Consider the following 14,937-nt stretch of genomic DNA (forward strand, 5'->3'; position numbering starts at 1 on the left):
TCTAGTGGGGCCCGTAGCGGTCCTCGAACCAGGCGCGGGCGCCCTCCACCACCCGCGGGGGCACGCTGTGCCCGCCGGGGTGCTCCAGCAGCTCCACCCGCGCGCCCAGGGCGGCGAGGTGGTCGGCCAGCAGCCGGGCCTGGTCGGGGGTGCTGATCGGGTCGGCCGCCCCCGCGCCCAGGAAGGCCGCCCTCCCCGCCAGGTCGACCCGGTCGGGGTCGCGGCCCTGCAGCGGGTAGCCGGCGCCCAGCAGCACCGCGCCGTCCAGCACGTCCGGGTGCAGGAGCATCAGGGCGGCGGCGATGTTGGCGCCGTTGGAGAAGCCGACGGCCACCACCGGGGCGCCCAGGCCGTGGTGGTCCAGGGCGGCGGGCACCCAGTCGGCCAGCTCGGCGGCGCGGGCGATGACGTCCCCGACGTCGAAGACGCCCTCGCGCAGCCGCCGGAACCAGCGGTTCATCCCGTTCTCGTCCACCCTGCCGCGCGGGGAGAGCAGGGCCGCGCCCGGGGCCAGGGTCCGGCCCAGCGGGAGCAGGTCGTGCTCGTCGGCGCCGGTGCCGTGGAGCAGCAGCAGGGTGGGCGCCTGGGGGCGGCGGGCGGGTTCGACGACGTGGACGAAGTCGGCGACCGCGCTCACCGGTCGGCGTCCAGGGGCGGCAGGGCCGCGGCGATGGCCTCGCGGTCCGGCTCCAGCCACGGCGGCAGCCGCAGGGAGCGGCCCAGTTCGAGCAGGGGCTCGTCGTAGTCGAAGCCGGGTCCGTCGGTGGCGATCTCCAGCAGCACCCCGCCGGGCTCGCGGAAGTAGATGGAGGTGAAGTAGTTGCGGTCGCGGACCTCGGTCACGCCCACGCCCCGGGCGAGGAGGTCCTCGCGCCAGGAGGCCTGGACGGGGCCGTCGGGTGCGCGGTAGGCGACGTGGTGGACGGTGCCGGCGGCCACGTGCCCGCGTTCGGCGGACGGCCGCGCGAGCACGTCGACGATGGTGCCCACCGCCTCGCCCGCCGCGGCGGTGCGGAAGCGCACCCGGTCGGCGGTCTCGCCCTCCAGCCGGAAGCCCAGCTGGTCGGTGAGCATCGCGGCGGTGTCCTCGACCCGGTTCTCGGTGAGGGTGACCGCGCGGATGCCGCGCACGGCGTGCTCGGTGGGGATGCCGCCCCCGTCCCAGGGATCGGTGTCGTGGTGGTCGGGGGCGGCGGCCAGCTCGATGACCAGGCCGTCGGGGTCGCGCAGGGACAGCACGTCCTCGGCGCCGCGCTCGGCGGGCCGGGTGAAGTCGACGTCCAGGGCTTTGAGGTGTCCGGCCCACCAGCCCAGCGACCCCTCCGGGACGGAGAAGGTGGTGACGGTGGCCTGCCCGGCGCCCTGGCGCCCGCGCGGGGCCCCGGGCCAGGGGAAGAACGTCATGACGGTGCCGGGGTTGCCCGCCCGGTCCCCGTAGTAGAGGTGGTAGGTGGTGGGGTCGTCGAAGTTGACGGTGCGCTTGACCAGGCGCATGCCCAGAACGTTGCGGTAGAAGTCGGCGTTGGCGGCCGGATCCGTGGCGATGGCGGTCACGTGGTGGATCCCCGCGGGGCGTACGTCCATTCGGCACCTCTTTCGAGACCAGGTGGTTGAATCTTAAACCACTTTGGGCGGCCTTCCCCCTCCACGCTCCCCCGCACCGCTCCCCGTTCCGGTCAAGGACACCCCGGCCCCGGGCAATACCTCTTTCCCCGGCCGCAGCCCCAGCCCCGCGACCAGCGCCGACGCGCACAGGAACCCGGCGAACACCAGCGCCGCGCCCCACCCCCAGCGGTCGTAGAAGAGTCCGCCGGCCCAGCCCAGCACGCTCGCCCCCACGTAGTAGGCCAGCGTGTACACCGAGGACGCCTGCGCCCGCCCCTCGCCGGCCCGCCGGGCCGCCCAGGCCGAGGCGGTGGCGTGCGCGCAGAAGAACACGAACGTGAACACCACCAGCCCCACCGCGACCACCGGAAGCCAGGGCACCGCCAGCACCGCCGCCGCGGCGCCCATCACCGCGACCGAGACCGCCAGCACCCGGTAGGGCCCCCACCGGCCCGCGCCCCGCCCCGACCAGGCCGACCCGGCCATCCCCGCGGTGTAGGCGACGAACAGGGACGACGCCACCGCCTGGGAGAGCCCGAACGGCTCGCCCGTCAGCCGGAACCCCAGCAGGTTGTAGACGGTCATGAACGCGCCCATGAGCAGCAGCGCCTGCGCGTACAGCGCCGCCATCCCGGGGGTGGCCAGCGCCGCCCGCCACCGGGAGCGGCCGCCGACCCCGCCGGCCCCGGACCGGGGCGCGCCGCGGGTCCGGCGCGGCAGCGCGCACACGAACACCAGCCAGGCCAGGACTCCCACCGCGGTGGAGGCCGCCACCCCCCACTGCCACCCCCCGGCGGCGGCCGCCCACCCCGAGACCAGGCGCCCGCCCATCCCGCCCAGCGGGTTCCCGGCGATGTACACACCGATCGCCCGGGCGGCGTCGGCCGGGTGCAGCACCTCGGACAGGTGGGCCACCGCCGCCGCGGGCACCCCGCCCAGCGCCGCCCCCTGCACCGCCCGCAGGGCCACGAGCAGCCACAGGTCGCCGGCGAAGGGTGCAGCGCAGCCGACCAGGGTGGCCACCGCCAGGGACACCGCGATCACCCGGGTGCGCCCGAACCGGTCCCCCAGCCCGCTCCACACCAGTGCGAACCCCGCCAGCGCGCCGGTGGCCGCCGACACCGTCAGCGACACCCGCGCCGCCGACTCCCCCAGGTCCTCCGCCAGCTCCGGCAGCACCGGCTGCACCGACCACAGCTGCGCGAAGGTCGCCACCGCCACGGCCACCATCGCCACCACGGTGCGCCGGTAGGCGGAGGTCCCCGCCCGGGGGCGGTCGTCGTCGGTGTGCGCGGAGTCCATGGAACCCACGCTAGAAACCGGCGACCCATACGTCCAATGCATGGACGGGCGCTGATCCATACTGGAACGCATGGAACCCGAGGACGCCGACCGCATCACCCGACTGCTGGCCCCCCGCCTGCACATGCTGGCCGCCCTGGCCCGCACCGAGCACGTCACCCGCGCCGCCGAATCCCTGGGCATGCCCCAGCCCACCCTGAGCAGGGCGATCGCCCGCCTCCAGGAGGACACCGGGCTCACCCTGGTCGAACGCACCGGGCGCGGGGTGCGGCTGACCCGCACCGGCCGCCTGCTGCTGCCGCACGTGGAACGCGCCCTGGCGGACCTGGCCCGCGGGGTGGGCGAGATCACCGACGCGGGGCAGGGCCGGGTCGGCCTCACCTTCCTGCCCACCCTGGGCGTGGAGGTGGTGCCCGCCCTGCTGCGCGACTTCCGCCGCGCCCACCCCGGCGTGCGCTTCACCCTGGTCCAGGAGCCCTGGGCCGACTCCCTGCACCGCGTGGCCGAGGGCGGCGCCGACCTGGCGCTGACCTCGCCGCTGCCCGCCGACCCGCGCCTGGCCTCGACCGTGCTGCACACCCAGGCGCTGCGCCTCGTGGTGCCCGAGCACCACCGGCTGGCGGCCGCCGACCGCGAGATCGCCCTGGCCGAGGTGGCCGCGGAGGAGTTCGTGCTCCTCAAGCCGGGCCGGGGGGTGCGCCACCTGACGGACCTGATCACCGACCGGGCGGCGCTGACACCCGAGGTCGCCTTCGAGGCCGACGACATCGCCACCGCCCGCGGACTGGTCGGCGCCGGGCTGGGGGTGTCGGTGCTGCCCGCGCGCCCGCGCGGCCCCCTGCCGGGCACGGTGGAGCTGGCCCTGGCCGACCCGGACGCGGTGCGGCCGATCGGGGTGGTGCACGCGGCCGGGGGCTCCGGCGGCGGCTACACGCCCCCGGCCGTGGCGACGTTCCTGGACCACGTGCGCCGCCACGGGCCGCGGCTGATCCCCGACCTGACCGGCTGACCCGCGAAAACCCCTTGCCGGGGGGCGGGGGCGGCCGCCACGCTGGCCGCCATGACACGAGAGCGCTCTTCCGAACGACCCGTGGCCCTGGTCACCGGAGTGGGCCGCACCCGCGGCATCGGGGCGGCGGTCGCCCTGCGCCTGGCCGGGGCCGACTGGGACGTCGCCTTCACCCACTGGGCCCCCTACGACGCCCGCATGCCCTGGGGCGCCGAACCCGGCGCCGCCGAGCGGGTCGGCGCCGCCCTGGCCGAACGCGGGGCCGCCCACCTGGCGCTGGAGGCCGACCTCGCCGACCCAGCGGTCCCCGACCGCGTCGTGGAGCGGGTGGGCGCCGAACTGGGCGCGCCCGCCGCCCTGGTCCTGTGCCACTGCGAATCGGTGGACACCTCGCTGCTGGACACCGGTGTGGAGTCCTTCGACCGGCACTTCGCGGTCAACGCCCGCGCCTCCTGGCTGCTGGTGCGCGCCTTCGCCCGCGCCTTCACCGCGCCCCGCGGGTCCGGCCGGATCGTCGCGCTGACCAGCGACCACACCGTCGGCAACCTGCCCTACGGCGCGAGCAAGGCGGCGCTGGACCGGATCGTCGTCGCCGCCGCCCGGGAGCCGGCCCACCTGGGCGTGTCCGCCAACGCGGTGAACCCGGGGCCGGTCGACACCGGGTGGATGACCCCGGAGCTGAAGCGGGAGACGGCCGGGTACACGCCGCTGGGCCGCACCGGCACCCCCGAGGACACCGCCGACCTGGTCGAATTCCTGTGCTCGCCGCGCGGCGGGTGGGTCAACGGGCAGCTGCTGCACAGCGACGGCGGGCTCTCCGCGCCCTCCTGAGCACACGGGGCGGCCGCCGTGTTCCGGATCAGGACGGTATCCGGACCGCGGCGGCCGCGCGCCCCATAGTCGGCCGTAACTTGTCCGAATGTCAACAAAACGGGGGCGGGGCGCCACCGCCCGCAACCGTACCGAGACCCGGACGGTTCTCACTCTCTACTGCGTGCGCCCTACACTTTCCCAGCACCCGACCATCCCGTCATCCGAGGAGGCGCATGCGCAGGGCCCGGCGGCGCGGGCTCGCCCACGAGGCGGCCGACCGCATCCGCGAGTCCATCCTCCAGGGCACCGTGCCCCCCGGCGCACCGCTGCGCGAGGTCGACCTGGCCACCCGCCTGGACGTCAGCCGCGGCTCCGTCCGCGAGGGGCTGGCCCTGCTGGAGCGCGACGGCCTGGTCGTCAGCGAATGGCACCGCGGCGCCCGCGTCATCGAGCTCACGCCGACCGACGTCGACGAGGTCTACACCGTGCGCGGCGCCCTGGAGCGCCTGGCCGCCCACCGCGCCGCCGCCCGTGTCACCGACGCCCGCCTGGCCGAGCTGTCCGGCCTGGTCGACGCCCTGGACCGGGCGCTGTCCGACGACACCGACGCCGTCGAGCTGCTCCGCCTGGACCTGGGCTTCCACGACCTCCTCTACGAGATCGCCGCCAACACCCGGCTGGCGGGCGCCTGGCAGGCCCTGCGCTCCCCGGTCCACCTGTTCCAGCTCACCCGCATCCGGCACTGCCACCCGCACTACCGCCGGGACTCGGTGGAGGAGCACCGCGCCCTGGTCGACCTGCTCCGGCGCCGCGAGGCCGACGCGGCGGCCGCCTGCGCCGAGGCCCACGTGGCCGCCTCCCGCGACGCGCTGATCGCCATGCTCGACACGCGCCCCTCCGGCACCGGCGACGGCTTGGATAGGCTAACCTAACCTCGGCGCGCAAAGGTGCCCGGGCACGTCCCGGGCACCCCGCGCTCCCGTGTGCCCGCTCCCGCCCCCGATTGGACCGACCCGTGCGCCTACCCACCGCCCCGGACGGCAGCCGGGGCTGCTCGGCCCTGGCCCGCTACACCGGCGAGCAGATCGCCGGAACGGCCGGACGCACCGTCGGATGGCTGCTCATCGAGCACCCCGGCCCCTGGCGCCACCCCGCCTTCACCAGCCCCGGGCTGGACGGGGGCGTCGTCTCCGCCCTGGCCGCGCGGATCGCCGGCCACGACGTCAGGCCCCAGCTCATCAAGCGCCCCGGCGCCGCGCGCGACGCCGACGGGCCGCGCCGCGCCTACCTGGCCCACGTCAGCCGCACCTCCCCCTGGGTGCGGCGCGTCGACTTCACCGACCAGGCCGAGCTGCTGGACATCGACGTCACCGCCGCCGAGCGCCCCGTACCACCGGACTTCGGCACCCCCGTCGACCACACGCTGTACCTGGTCTGCACCCACGCCAAGAAGGACCCCTGCTGCGCCGTCCTGGGCCGCCCGGTGGCCGCCGCCCTGGCCGACACCGACGCCGAGGTCTGGGAGACCACCCACGTGGGCGGCGACCGGTTCGCCGCCAACCTGGTCGCCCTGCCCCAGGGCGCCTACTTCGGCCGCCTGGACCCCGTCTCGGCCGTGCACACCGTCACCTCGCTGGAGAAGGGGCTGCTGGTCCCCGACAACTTCCGCGGCCGGTGCAGCGACTCCTCCGCCGTCCAGGCGGCCGAGGCGGCGCTGCGCATGCGCCTGGGCACCGTCGGCACCGACGAGGTCACCCACCTGGGCGAGGAGGAGGTTCCCGGCGGCGTCCGCGTCACCCTGGGCCACGACCGCGGCCTGTACACGGTCGCCGTCGCCCGCGAGGAGGGCGCGGCCTGTCCGGCCACCTGCTCGGCGGCCGAGCCCAGCCGCCCGGTCCACCACCGCGTCACCGAGATCGAGGGCCTGCCCGCCCACGTCTGACGGCGCGGGGCGGTGCGCCCCCGGCCCGGACCGGGCTTCACCCCCGGCCGGAGCCGGGCACCCGCACGTGCGCGCACCGGCCCGTGTCCGCGTCCACCCGCCACCCGGCGGCGCGCAGCGCGTCCGCGTAGGCGCCGACCTCCGCGGTGAACCACCCCCCGTCCTCCCGCTGCGAGCGCCGGCCCTCGCCGTGGTAGACGTACAGGAGCCGCCCGCGCGGCTCCACGTAGAAGCCCCTGGGCTCCCCCGCCGCCGTCCAGTCCATGGGCGCGTGCCCGGCCGCCCGCAACACGGCCACCGCCCGGAGCACCCCGGGGGGCGAGCCCTCCCACGCCGGCGTCCCCTGCCCGCCCCACCACTCCGTGCCCGCCGCCTCCACGGGCGCGGCCTCACCCCGTGCGCGCCGCGCCAGGGCCGCGTCCAATCCGGCACGGGAGGCCAGGACCCCGCGCTGGATGCCGTACTCGTTCCCGGAGCGGTACGGCAGCCCCTGGGACTCGCGCTCCTCCAGGTGGTCCAGGTGCTCGCGCAGCGCGGCCAGGCCCGCCTCCGTGACGCGGAAGGCGTAGCCGCGGCTCGGGGGGTCGCACGGGGCGAGGAGCCCGGCGCCGACCAGCCACTCCCGGCGCCGCCGGTCGCCGACGGAGGTGCGGAGGGCGAGGAGGTGCGGTCTGGCGCCCAGGTCGTAGAGGTCGACGAAGCGGGCCGGGGTGAGGCGGCCGGGCATGGGGGTCTCCCTTGTGTCGGGGGCGGTGGCGGGGCGCCCGCCCGGGTGCGGCGGAGGCGGCCACCGCCACCTTGGCCGGTCCCTCCGACAGTCCGCGCTCCTGCTGTTCCGTCCAGGGCGTCGGAGCTGCGCTGTCGCGTCCCCGACCGCGGCGATGAGCGCACCGCCGTTCGCGGCCGGCGCCGGTCGCCGGAGGCCGTCCTATCCGCCGGCGGGCTCCCCCGCCGGCTCCGCGCCCCCGGCGACCTCGGCGGTGGCGCGGGTCTGGGCGGCCGCGGCCCGGGTGAGGTACCCGGCGATGAGGGCGAGCTGGTCGGCGTCGTAGCCGGCGTGGACCTCGCCGAGCTCGCGCATGAGGGGGCCGAACACCTCGGCGGCGCGCTCGGCCGGGACGCCGGTGAGGGTGACCACGACCCGGCGGCGGTCGCTCTCGTCCCTGCCGCGCGTGATCATGCCGCGGCGCTGGAGCCGGTCCAGGACGCCGGTGACCGAGGCGGGGGCCAGCCCGGAGTGGCGGACCAGCTCGCCCGCGGTACAGGGGCCGTGCCGCTCCAGCAGGTCCATCATCTTCCAGTCGCTGGGACCGATGCCCAGGCGCTCGCCCACCGCGGTGTGGAACATCACCGCCGCGGCCGAGAGCACGCGCCCGGCCTCCTCGACCTCGCGCAGCGCCCTGTCCCGATCCATGCCTTCTCCGTTCCGCCGGTCTCTTCGCACGCCCGCGGGGCACCACGCCCTTGACCGCGGCGACCCCTCCGAATATATTTCGTTCGACCGAACGAAATAATATCGCCTCTTCCAGGAGACCATCATGCGCGTACTCGTCAGCGGCGGCGGCATCGGCGGCCCCGCACTGGCGCTGGCCCTGCGCCGGGCCGGCATCGACGTCCGGACCTTCGAGGCCCACCCCGGCCCCGCCGCCGGCCTGGGCTCCCACCTGGGCCTGGCCCCCAACGGGCTCGCCGTCCTGCACGCCCTGGGCGCGGGCGAGGACGTCATCGCCCACTCCGCCTTCCCCAGCGACACCATCGAGTTCACCAACGGCCGCGGCCGCGTCCTGGGCCGCCTCCGCGACGGCTCCGCCGAACACGGCGACCGCCTGCGCACCCGCACCATCACCCGCGGCCGACTCCAGACCGTCCTGGCCGAGGCCGCCGCGCGGGCCGGGGTCCCCGTCGCCTACGGCAGGCGGCTGGTCTCCCACACCGACCACGGCGACCACGTCACCGTCTCCTTCGCCGACGGCGGCACCGCCCGGGGCGACGTCCTCATCGGCGCCGACGGCATCCACTCCCCCGTCCGCCGCACCATGGACCCCGCCGCACCCGGCCCCGCCTACACCGGCCTGCTCAACATGGGCGGCTCCCTGCCCGCGCACCTGCTGCCCGCCACCCCCGCGGGCACCACCCGCATGGTCTTCGGCCGCCGCGCCTTCCTCGGCTACCAGACCGGGGAGGAGACCGCCCTGTGGTTCGTCAACCTGCCCCACCCGGACGTCGGGCCCGACACCCCCGCGCCCGCGGGCGGCTGGCAGCGGTACGTCCTGGACCGGTTCTCCGGCGACGCCCCCTACATCGCCGCCGCCCTCGCCCACGCCGACCCCGCCGCGTTCACCCCGACGGGCATCCACGACATCGCCTCGCTGCCCCGCTGGAGCAGGGGCCGCGTCGGCCTGCTCGGCGACGCCGCCCACGCCATGGCCCCCTCCAGCGGGCAGGGCGCCTCCCAGGCCCTGGAGGACGCCCTGGTCCTGGCCTCCTGCCTGCGCGACATCGACGACCCCGCACAGGCCCTGGCCACCTACGAGCACCTGCGCCGCGACCGCGTCGAACGCGTCGTGGCCCTGGGACGGCGCCAGGGCTCCCCCAAACTCGCCGGAAACGCCGTCAGCGCGTTCCTGCGCGACCTCGCCCTGCCCCTGGTGTTCAGGGCCGTCGCCCGCACCGACCCGCACCGCGAGGTGTTCTCCCACCGCATCGACCCCGACCGGCCGGTCCGGCCCGCCGGGGTCGTCCGGTGAACGCCGCTCAGCCCCAGAAGCCGAAGCTGTACAGCAGCCCGTTGGTCGCCGCCATCACGCCCAGCGCCAGCACCGCGCCGGTCACGAACGAGGTCCGCAGCGACCGCACCAGGAACTCCAGCGACACCAGGTTGTTGAGGATGAAGTAGCCCAGCATCGTCGCGTGCCAGAACCCGTCCATCGACAGGGGCTCGAACACGAAGACCGAGCCGTTCCACACGTCGGTCTCGGTGGTGAACCACTCCCACGCCAGCGCCGCACCGTACCCCAGCGGGATCTGGATGAACGGCAGGATCAGCAGCGGCAGCAGCTTGGCGAAGCTCCACAGGCTCGGCCGCCCCGCCTCGCGGGCCTCGGCCTGCGCCCGGCGCGCCGCCTCCTGCTCGGCGCGCACCCGCTCGCGGTGGGCCCGGTCCGCCTCCTGGCGGCGTCGGTGCTCCACCTGCTCCTCGTGGCGGCGCCGCTGCTGGGCCGCGTACTCCTCCTGGCGGCGGCGCTCCTGCTCCTGGCGCTCCTGCTGGGCGCGCAGCTGCTCCTGGTGGCGCTCGTACTCGCGGCGGCGCAGCTCCTCGGCGTCGGCCCCGGGCGCCCCGCGCCGCCCCCCGTACAGGTCGGCGTAGGGGTCGTTCGGAGCGGACGCCCCCGAGCCGTACCCCTGGTCCTGCGCGGGCATCCGCCGGGTGGAGTCGTGCCCCTGCCCGGCACCGTACGGCTGCGCCTGCTGCGTCGCGTCGTAGCCCTGGGCCTGGCCCGCGCCGTACTGCTGCGTGGGCGCGTACCCCTGTCCCTGTCCCTGTCCCAGGACCGAGGTCGCCCCCTGGTCCTGGGCCGCGGGAGGCGTCACCCGCGTGGCCGCGTCGTCGCCCCACGCCCCGGCCGCCGCTCCCGCGGCACCGCCGGCCACCGCGCCCCACACCCGTGTCGGGTCCGCGGAGCCCTCGCCGCGGCCGTGGGCGCCGGTCGGCTCCGCCGACGACAGCGCCCGGTTGACCGTCGCCACCTGCTCCTGCACACCCGCCATCACCGCGGGCGGCAGCCACGCGGCCCCGGCGGGCACCTCGCCCAGGTAGTCCAGGATCTCGCCCGGCGTGGGGCGGCCCCGCACGTCCTTGCTCAGGCAGGCCGCCACCAGGTGCCGCAGCGACTCCGGCACCCGCGACAGGTCCGGCTCGCTGCTGATGATCCGCATGACCATCGTCGGCATCGCCCCCTCGCCGAAGGGGCCCGTGCCCCCGGCCGCGTATGCCAGCACCGCACCGTAGGCGAACAGGTCGCTGGCGGGGGTCAGCGTCTCCCCCTGCACCTGCTCCGGGCTCATGAACCCCGGCGTGCCGATGATCGACTGCGTCGCCGCCGTCCCGTCCGTGGCCCGCGCGATCCCGAAGTCGATCACCCGCGGCCCGTCCTCGGCCAGCAGCACGTTGCCGGGCTTGAGGTCCCGGTGGATCAGCCCCACCCGGTGGATCTCCGCCAGCGCCTCGGCCAGGCCGGCCGCCAGCACCCGCACCGTCGGCTCGGGCAGCGGGCCGTGGGCCGCCACCGCGTCGTCCAGCGGCAGGGAGGGGACGTAGGAGGTGACCAGCCACGGCACCTCGTCCTCGGGGCCCGCGTCGATCACCGGCGCCGTGAACGCGCCGCTCACCTGGCGGGCCGCGTTCACCTCACGGGCGAACCGCTCCCGGAACGCGGCGTCGGTCGCCATGTGCGGGTGGATCCGCTTGATCGCCACGGCCCGCCCGCCCGCGGACCGGCCCAAGAACACCTGGCCCATACCGCCCGCCCCCAGGCGTGCGATCAACCGGTACCGGCCGATGCGATCGGGATCGGTGCTCTCAAGGGGACCCAACGTCCTCAGTCCTTCCGCATTCGCCGAGTCTGGTCGCGCCTCGTACACCACACGTGCACCAGACCCCAGCGATCGTAGCCAACCCGGCGGGTCCCGCGGACCCGCGGCGCCCCGCGCCGTCGGGCGCGCCGCTCCGCACCTGCGGTCCGCTCCCCCCGCGGTGCGCCGACAACGCCCCACCGCCCCCGGGAGTTCCCCCCTGGCCTGCATCGGCCAACTCGTCCCGGGCCGCAGCGCCCCCGCACCCGGCCCGCCTAGGGTCGTAGCGTCGAGAGGAGCGCCCATGCAGGTCCTGAACTCCCTGCGGACCGACGCCCGCCTGCGCATGTTCCAGGCGATGACCTGGGCCGCCGCCCAGCGGGGGGACCACGCCTCCCGCCTGATGCACCACCCCTGGCGCGCGAACCCCTACCCCACCCACCGGCGCCTGCGAGCCCAGGGGGCCCTCGTCCGCAGCCGGTTCGGGTTCCGCACCGCCACCTCCCACGCCCTCGTCCAGGGCATCCTGCGCGACCGCTCCCTAGGCGTGCGCCCGGAGGGCCCCACGGCCGAACCGACCGGCGTGGACCTGATCGACCTCTCCTTCCTCACCCGCAACCCTCCCGAGCACACCCGGCTGCGCGCCCTGGCCCGGCCCGCGTTCACGCCGCGCATGATGGAGCGGTACGCCGTCGAGATCGAGAAGATCACCCACGACCTGCTGGACCGCGCCCTGGCCAAGGGGCGCTTCGACCTCATGGCCGACTTCGCCCAGCCGCTGCCCATCGCGGTCATCACCCGGCTGCTGGGCGTGCCCGACGACGACCACGCCGCGTTCGTGGAGATCGGCGCGGCCATCGGGTCGTCCCTGGACGGGCCCCGCTCCGCCCGCCACCTGCGCCGCATCCAGGACGCCTCGGACCGCCTGGACGCCCTGTTCGACCACCTGATGCGGCTGCGCCGCGCCGACCCGCGCGAGGACGTCGTCTCCTCCCTGACCGCCGCCACCGACGCCGGGGAGATCACCCCCCGGGAGATGGCCGCGATGTGCCGGCTGCTGCTCGTCGCCGGGTTCGAGACCACCGTCAACCTCATCGGCAACGGCACCGCCGCCCTGCTGCGCCACCGCGACCAGTGGGACCTGCTCACCGCCGACCCCGGCCTGGCCGGGAACACCGTCGAGGAGGTCCTGCGCTACGACCCGCCGGTGCAGATGACCTCCCGCTGGGTGAACCGGGACACGTCCATAATGGGACACGAACTGCGCCGGGGGAGCTACATCCTGTGCTCCATCGGGGCCGCGGGACGCGACCCCGACCGCTTCGCCGACCCCGACCGGTTCGACATCACCCGTACCGACGCATCCGACCACCTCGCCTTCTCCGGCGGCATCCACTACTGCCTGGGGGCGCCGCTGGCACGGCTGGAAGGGCGCATCGCCCTGCACGCCCTGGCCACCAGGGCACCGCGGCTGCGCCCCGCCGGCCGGCCCGTCCACCGGCCCACCACGACCCTGCGCGGCCTGGCCGCCTTCCCCGTCACCACGGGAGAGGGGTGAGGGGTGACCGGGCACCGCACCAGCGGGCACGGCAGGCCCGCGCCCGTCAACGGAAAGGGGGTGCTGTTGACCGCCGCCGCCCTGTGCGCCGTCGTCCTCACGGTCACCGGCGTCCTCGTCGCCGTCCTGCCCGAACCAGAGCAGGAGGGCCACCTGCTGCCCGGGCTCGCCCGCGCCCGGGGCATCGACCTGGGCGTCGCGGTGGCCGTCGACCCCCTGGCCCACGACCGCCGCTACCGGGGCATCGTCGAGGACCACTACACCTCGGTCACCGCCGAGAACACCATGAAGTGGGAGCACGTCCAGCCCGAACGGGGCGAGTTCGACTGGAGCGGCCCCGACGCCGTCGTCGACTTCGCCGCCGAGAACGGCCTCAACGTGCGCGGCCACACCATGCTCTGGCACAACCAGCAGCCCGACTGGCTCGCCGGCGGCGACTGGGACGCCGAGAGCCTGAGCGCGGTCGTCCACGAGCACGTCACCACCGTCATGGAGCGCTACCGCGGCCGCGTCTCCGCCTGGGACGTCATCAACGAGCCCCTGGAGGACGGCGGCCCGGACATGCGCCGCAACCTCTGGTACGAGGTCCTGGGCCCCGACTACATCGCCCAGACCCTCTACAGCGCCCACGCCGCCGACCCCGACGCCGAGCTCTACATCAACGAGTTCGGCATCGAGACCGCCGGCCCCAAGGCCGACGCCCTCTACGCCCTGGTGTCGGACCTGGTCGAGCGCGGGGTCCCGCTGCACGGCATCGGCTTCCAGTCCCACTTCGTGCACGGCAACGTGTCCGAGGACCTCGCCGACCAGATGCGCCGCTACACCGACCTGGGCCTGGAGGTCGCCGTCACCGAACTGGACGTGCGCATCCCCGAGCCCGTCACCGACGAGGACCTGCGGGAGCAGCGCGGCGAGTACCGCGACGTCCTGGCCGCCTGCCTGGAGGTCGAGGGCTGCGTCAACGTGACCGTCTGGGGCGTCACCGACGCCCACTCCTGGATCCCCGAGTGGTTCCCCGGCACCGACGCCGCCCTGCCCTTCGACACCGCCTACCGGCCCAAGCCCGCCCTGTCGGGCATGGTCGACGCCCTCTCCCGGCGCGGCGGCCGCCGGCCGGCGCCGGCCGGCGACCCCGGTCGGCGCACCCGCCCCGCCCGCTAGGCTGCGGCACCATGACCGTCCGTGTGCCCGCCCGCGTCGCCGCCGCCCTCACCCGCTTCTGCGGGCCCGACTGGGTGGCCGACCTGCCCCGCCGGGCCGCCGAGCGCCTGGACGCCTGGGGCCTCGCCCCCGCCGGCGACCCCCTGCACGGCGCCGTCTCCCTGGTCCTGCCCGTCACCACCGCCGACGGCCGCCCGGCCATGCTCAAGATCCAGCCCGTCGACGCCGAGACCCGCGGCGAACCCGACGCCCTGCGCGCCTGGGACGGCGACGGCTGCGTCCGCCTCCTCGACCACGACCCCGGCAGCGGCGACCTGCTCCTGGAGGCCCTGGACCCCGGCCGCGACCTGGACTCCACCATCGACGCCCACGGCATCGACCGGGCCCTGGAGACCATCGCCGGACTGCTCACCACCCTCAACGCCCGCCCCGGGCCGCCCGGCCTGCGCCGCCTGGGCCCCATGACCGAACGCCTCGTCGCCCGCGCCCGCCGCCTGCGGGCCGCCGCCGACCCGCCCGGCGACCTGGACGCCGCCCTGGACCGGTGGGCGGGTGTGGCCGCCGCCGTCGCCCCCGAGGCCGGGGACCGCCTGCTGCACTGGGACCTGCACTACCAGAACGTCCTGGCCCCGCTCCCGGGCACCGGCCGCGGCCCCTGGCTGGCCATCGACCCCAAGCCCCTGGCCGGCGACCCGGGCTACGAGCTGCTGCCCGCCCTGTGGAACCGCTTCCCGTCCGGCCCCGGCGCCGAGCGCCTGCTGCGCCGCCGCTTCGACCTGCTCACCGAGGCCACCGGCGCCGACCGGGAGCGGGCCCGCGCCTGGACCCTGGTCCGCGTCCTGGAGAACACCGTCTGGTCCCTGGAGGAGGGCGACACCGCCCGCCCCGCGCAGATGCTCGCCCTGGCCCGCGCCCTGGGGTCCTGACCCCGCCACACGGCGGGCACCACCCCGCCGCACGCCGCTACCGCCCCGC

General features: G+C 76.1%; 14 protein-coding genes. 8 read left to right on the forward strand and 6 right to left on the reverse strand.

Translation table 11 applies throughout. The annotated features are described in order from the left end of the window. Position 1 precedes the first annotated feature (1 nt). Genes KGD84_RS16440 through KGD84_RS16450 form a run of 3 tightly spaced genes read right to left on the reverse strand, consistent with a single transcriptional unit; the run spans position 2 to position 2,907 of the window. The gene (locus KGD84_RS16440) at positions 2-637 is read right to left on the reverse strand and encodes an alpha/beta hydrolase (RefSeq protein WP_255646601.1); all 636 of its coding nucleotides are present in this window, start codon (positions 635-637) and stop codon (positions 2-4) included. Then, on the reverse strand, positions 634-1,584 hold the full coding sequence (locus KGD84_RS16445) for a ring-cleaving dioxygenase (RefSeq protein ID WP_220561318.1): 951 nt from the start codon (positions 1,582-1,584) through the stop codon (positions 634-636). The genes KGD84_RS16440 and KGD84_RS16445 overlap by 4 nt, the downstream gene beginning before the upstream one ends. Positions 1,585-1,617: 33 nt before the next feature. Then, positions 1,618-2,907: an MFS transporter gene (locus tag KGD84_RS16450; RefSeq protein ID WP_255646602.1), complete on the reverse strand. Its 1,290-nt coding sequence runs from the start codon at positions 2,905-2,907 to the stop codon at positions 1,618-1,620. Positions 2,908-2,977: 70 nt separating this feature from the next. Here KGD84_RS16450 and KGD84_RS16455 point away from each other — a divergent pair, with 70 nt between their 5' ends. The 4 genes from KGD84_RS16455 to KGD84_RS16470 all read left to right on the forward strand — a co-directional run bounded on the left by KGD84_RS16455 (position 2,978) and on the right by KGD84_RS16470 (position 6,671). Then, positions 2,978-3,916 (forward strand): LysR family transcriptional regulator, encoded by a 939-nt coding sequence (locus KGD84_RS16455; protein ID WP_220561320.1) that lies wholly within the window; start codon positions 2,978-2,980, stop codon positions 3,914-3,916. Between the two features lie 51 nt (positions 3,917-3,967). Next, a complete protein-coding gene (locus KGD84_RS16460) occupies positions 3,968-4,747 on the forward strand; it encodes an SDR family oxidoreductase (protein ID WP_220561321.1) in 780 nt (259 codons plus the stop codon). 215 nt (positions 4,748-4,962) lie between these two features. Beyond that, positions 4,963-5,661 carry a GntR family transcriptional regulator gene (locus KGD84_RS16465; RefSeq protein ID WP_220561322.1) on the forward strand — a complete coding sequence of 233 codons (699 nt, stop codon included), beginning with the start codon at positions 4,963-4,965 and terminating at the stop codon, positions 5,659-5,661. A gap of 83 nt (positions 5,662-5,744) precedes the next feature. Then, entirely contained in the window at positions 5,745-6,671 is a 927-nt protein-coding gene (locus KGD84_RS16470; protein ID WP_220561323.1) for a sucrase ferredoxin, read from the forward strand. Between the two features lie 37 nt (positions 6,672-6,708). Here KGD84_RS16470 and KGD84_RS16475 read toward each other — a convergent pair whose 3' ends face one another. Together KGD84_RS16475 and KGD84_RS16480 are read right to left on the reverse strand one after the other, a co-directional pair. Further along, positions 6,709-7,398 carry a hypothetical protein gene (locus KGD84_RS16475; protein ID WP_220561324.1) on the reverse strand — a complete coding sequence of 230 codons (690 nt, stop codon included), beginning with the start codon at positions 7,396-7,398 and terminating at the stop codon, positions 6,709-6,711. 201 nt (positions 7,399-7,599) lie between these two features. Continuing rightward, positions 7,600-8,085, reverse strand: a complete 486-nt coding sequence (locus KGD84_RS16480; protein ID WP_220561325.1) for a MarR family winged helix-turn-helix transcriptional regulator — start codon at positions 8,083-8,085, stop codon at positions 7,600-7,602. Positions 8,086-8,209: 124 nt separating this feature from the next. On the opposite strand from KGD84_RS16480, the gene KGD84_RS16485 reads away from it, so the two are divergent. Beyond that, complete coding sequence (locus KGD84_RS16485; RefSeq protein ID WP_220561326.1) at positions 8,210-9,418, forward strand: FAD-dependent oxidoreductase; 1,209 nt, start codon at positions 8,210-8,212, stop codon at positions 9,416-9,418. Between the two features lie 7 nt (positions 9,419-9,425). On the opposite strand, the gene KGD84_RS16490 is transcribed toward KGD84_RS16485, so the two are convergent. Continuing rightward, positions 9,426-11,264: a serine/threonine protein kinase gene (locus KGD84_RS16490; RefSeq protein ID WP_220561327.1), complete on the reverse strand. Its 1,839-nt coding sequence runs from the start codon at positions 11,262-11,264 to the stop codon at positions 9,426-9,428. A gap of 283 nt (positions 11,265-11,547) precedes the next feature. On the opposite strand from KGD84_RS16490, the gene KGD84_RS16495 reads away from it, so the two are divergent. The 3 genes from KGD84_RS16495 to KGD84_RS16505 are packed head-to-tail and all read left to right on the forward strand — an operon-like array spanning position 11,548 to position 14,888. After that, positions 11,548-12,801, forward strand: coding sequence for a cytochrome P450 (locus KGD84_RS16495; protein ID WP_220561328.1), 1,254 nt, complete (start codon positions 11,548-11,550; stop codon positions 12,799-12,801). A 3-nt stretch (positions 12,802-12,804) separates the two neighbouring features. Then, positions 12,805-13,962 (forward strand): endo-1,4-beta-xylanase, encoded by a 1,158-nt coding sequence (locus tag KGD84_RS16500; RefSeq protein ID WP_255646603.1) that lies wholly within the window; start codon positions 12,805-12,807, stop codon positions 13,960-13,962. Positions 13,963-13,973: 11 nt separating this feature from the next. Further along, positions 13,974-14,888 (forward strand): aminoglycoside phosphotransferase family protein, encoded by a 915-nt coding sequence (locus tag KGD84_RS16505; protein WP_220561329.1) that lies wholly within the window; start codon positions 13,974-13,976, stop codon positions 14,886-14,888. Positions 14,889-14,937: the final 49 nt, after the last annotated feature.

Origin of the sequence: Nocardiopsis changdeensis (assembly GCF_018316655.1) — a bacterium.
Taxonomy (GTDB): Bacteria; Actinomycetota; Actinomycetes; order Streptosporangiales; family Streptosporangiaceae; genus Nocardiopsis; species Nocardiopsis changdeensis.

Excerpts from the sequence above, each read along its gene's own strand:
- KGD84_RS16445 (WP_220561318.1), bottom strand. The coding sequence starts at position 1,584 with ATGGACGTACGCCCCGCGGGGATCCACCACGTGACCGCCATCGCCACG.
- KGD84_RS16450 (WP_255646602.1), bottom strand. The coding sequence starts at position 2,907 with ATGGACTCCGCGCACACCGACGACGACCGCCCCCGGGCGGGGACCTCC.
- KGD84_RS16455 (WP_220561320.1), top strand. The coding sequence starts at position 2,978 with ATGGAACCCGAGGACGCCGACCGCATCACCCGACTGCTGGCCCCCCGC.
- KGD84_RS16460 (WP_220561321.1), top strand. The coding sequence starts at position 3,968 with ATGACACGAGAGCGCTCTTCCGAACGACCCGTGGCCCTGGTCACCGGA.
- KGD84_RS16465 (WP_220561322.1), top strand. The coding sequence starts at position 4,963 with ATGCGCAGGGCCCGGCGGCGCGGGCTCGCCCACGAGGCGGCCGACCGC.
- KGD84_RS16475 (WP_220561324.1), bottom strand. The coding sequence starts at position 7,398 with ATGCCCGGCCGCCTCACCCCGGCCCGCTTCGTCGACCTCTACGACCTG.
- KGD84_RS16480 (WP_220561325.1), bottom strand. The coding sequence starts at position 8,085 with ATGGATCGGGACAGGGCGCTGCGCGAGGTCGAGGAGGCCGGGCGCGTG.
- KGD84_RS16485 (WP_220561326.1), top strand. The coding sequence starts at position 8,210 with ATGCGCGTACTCGTCAGCGGCGGCGGCATCGGCGGCCCCGCACTGGCG.
- KGD84_RS16495 (WP_220561328.1), top strand. The coding sequence starts at position 11,548 with ATGCAGGTCCTGAACTCCCTGCGGACCGACGCCCGCCTGCGCATGTTC.
- KGD84_RS16505 (WP_220561329.1), top strand. The coding sequence starts at position 13,974 with ATGACCGTCCGTGTGCCCGCCCGCGTCGCCGCCGCCCTCACCCGCTTC.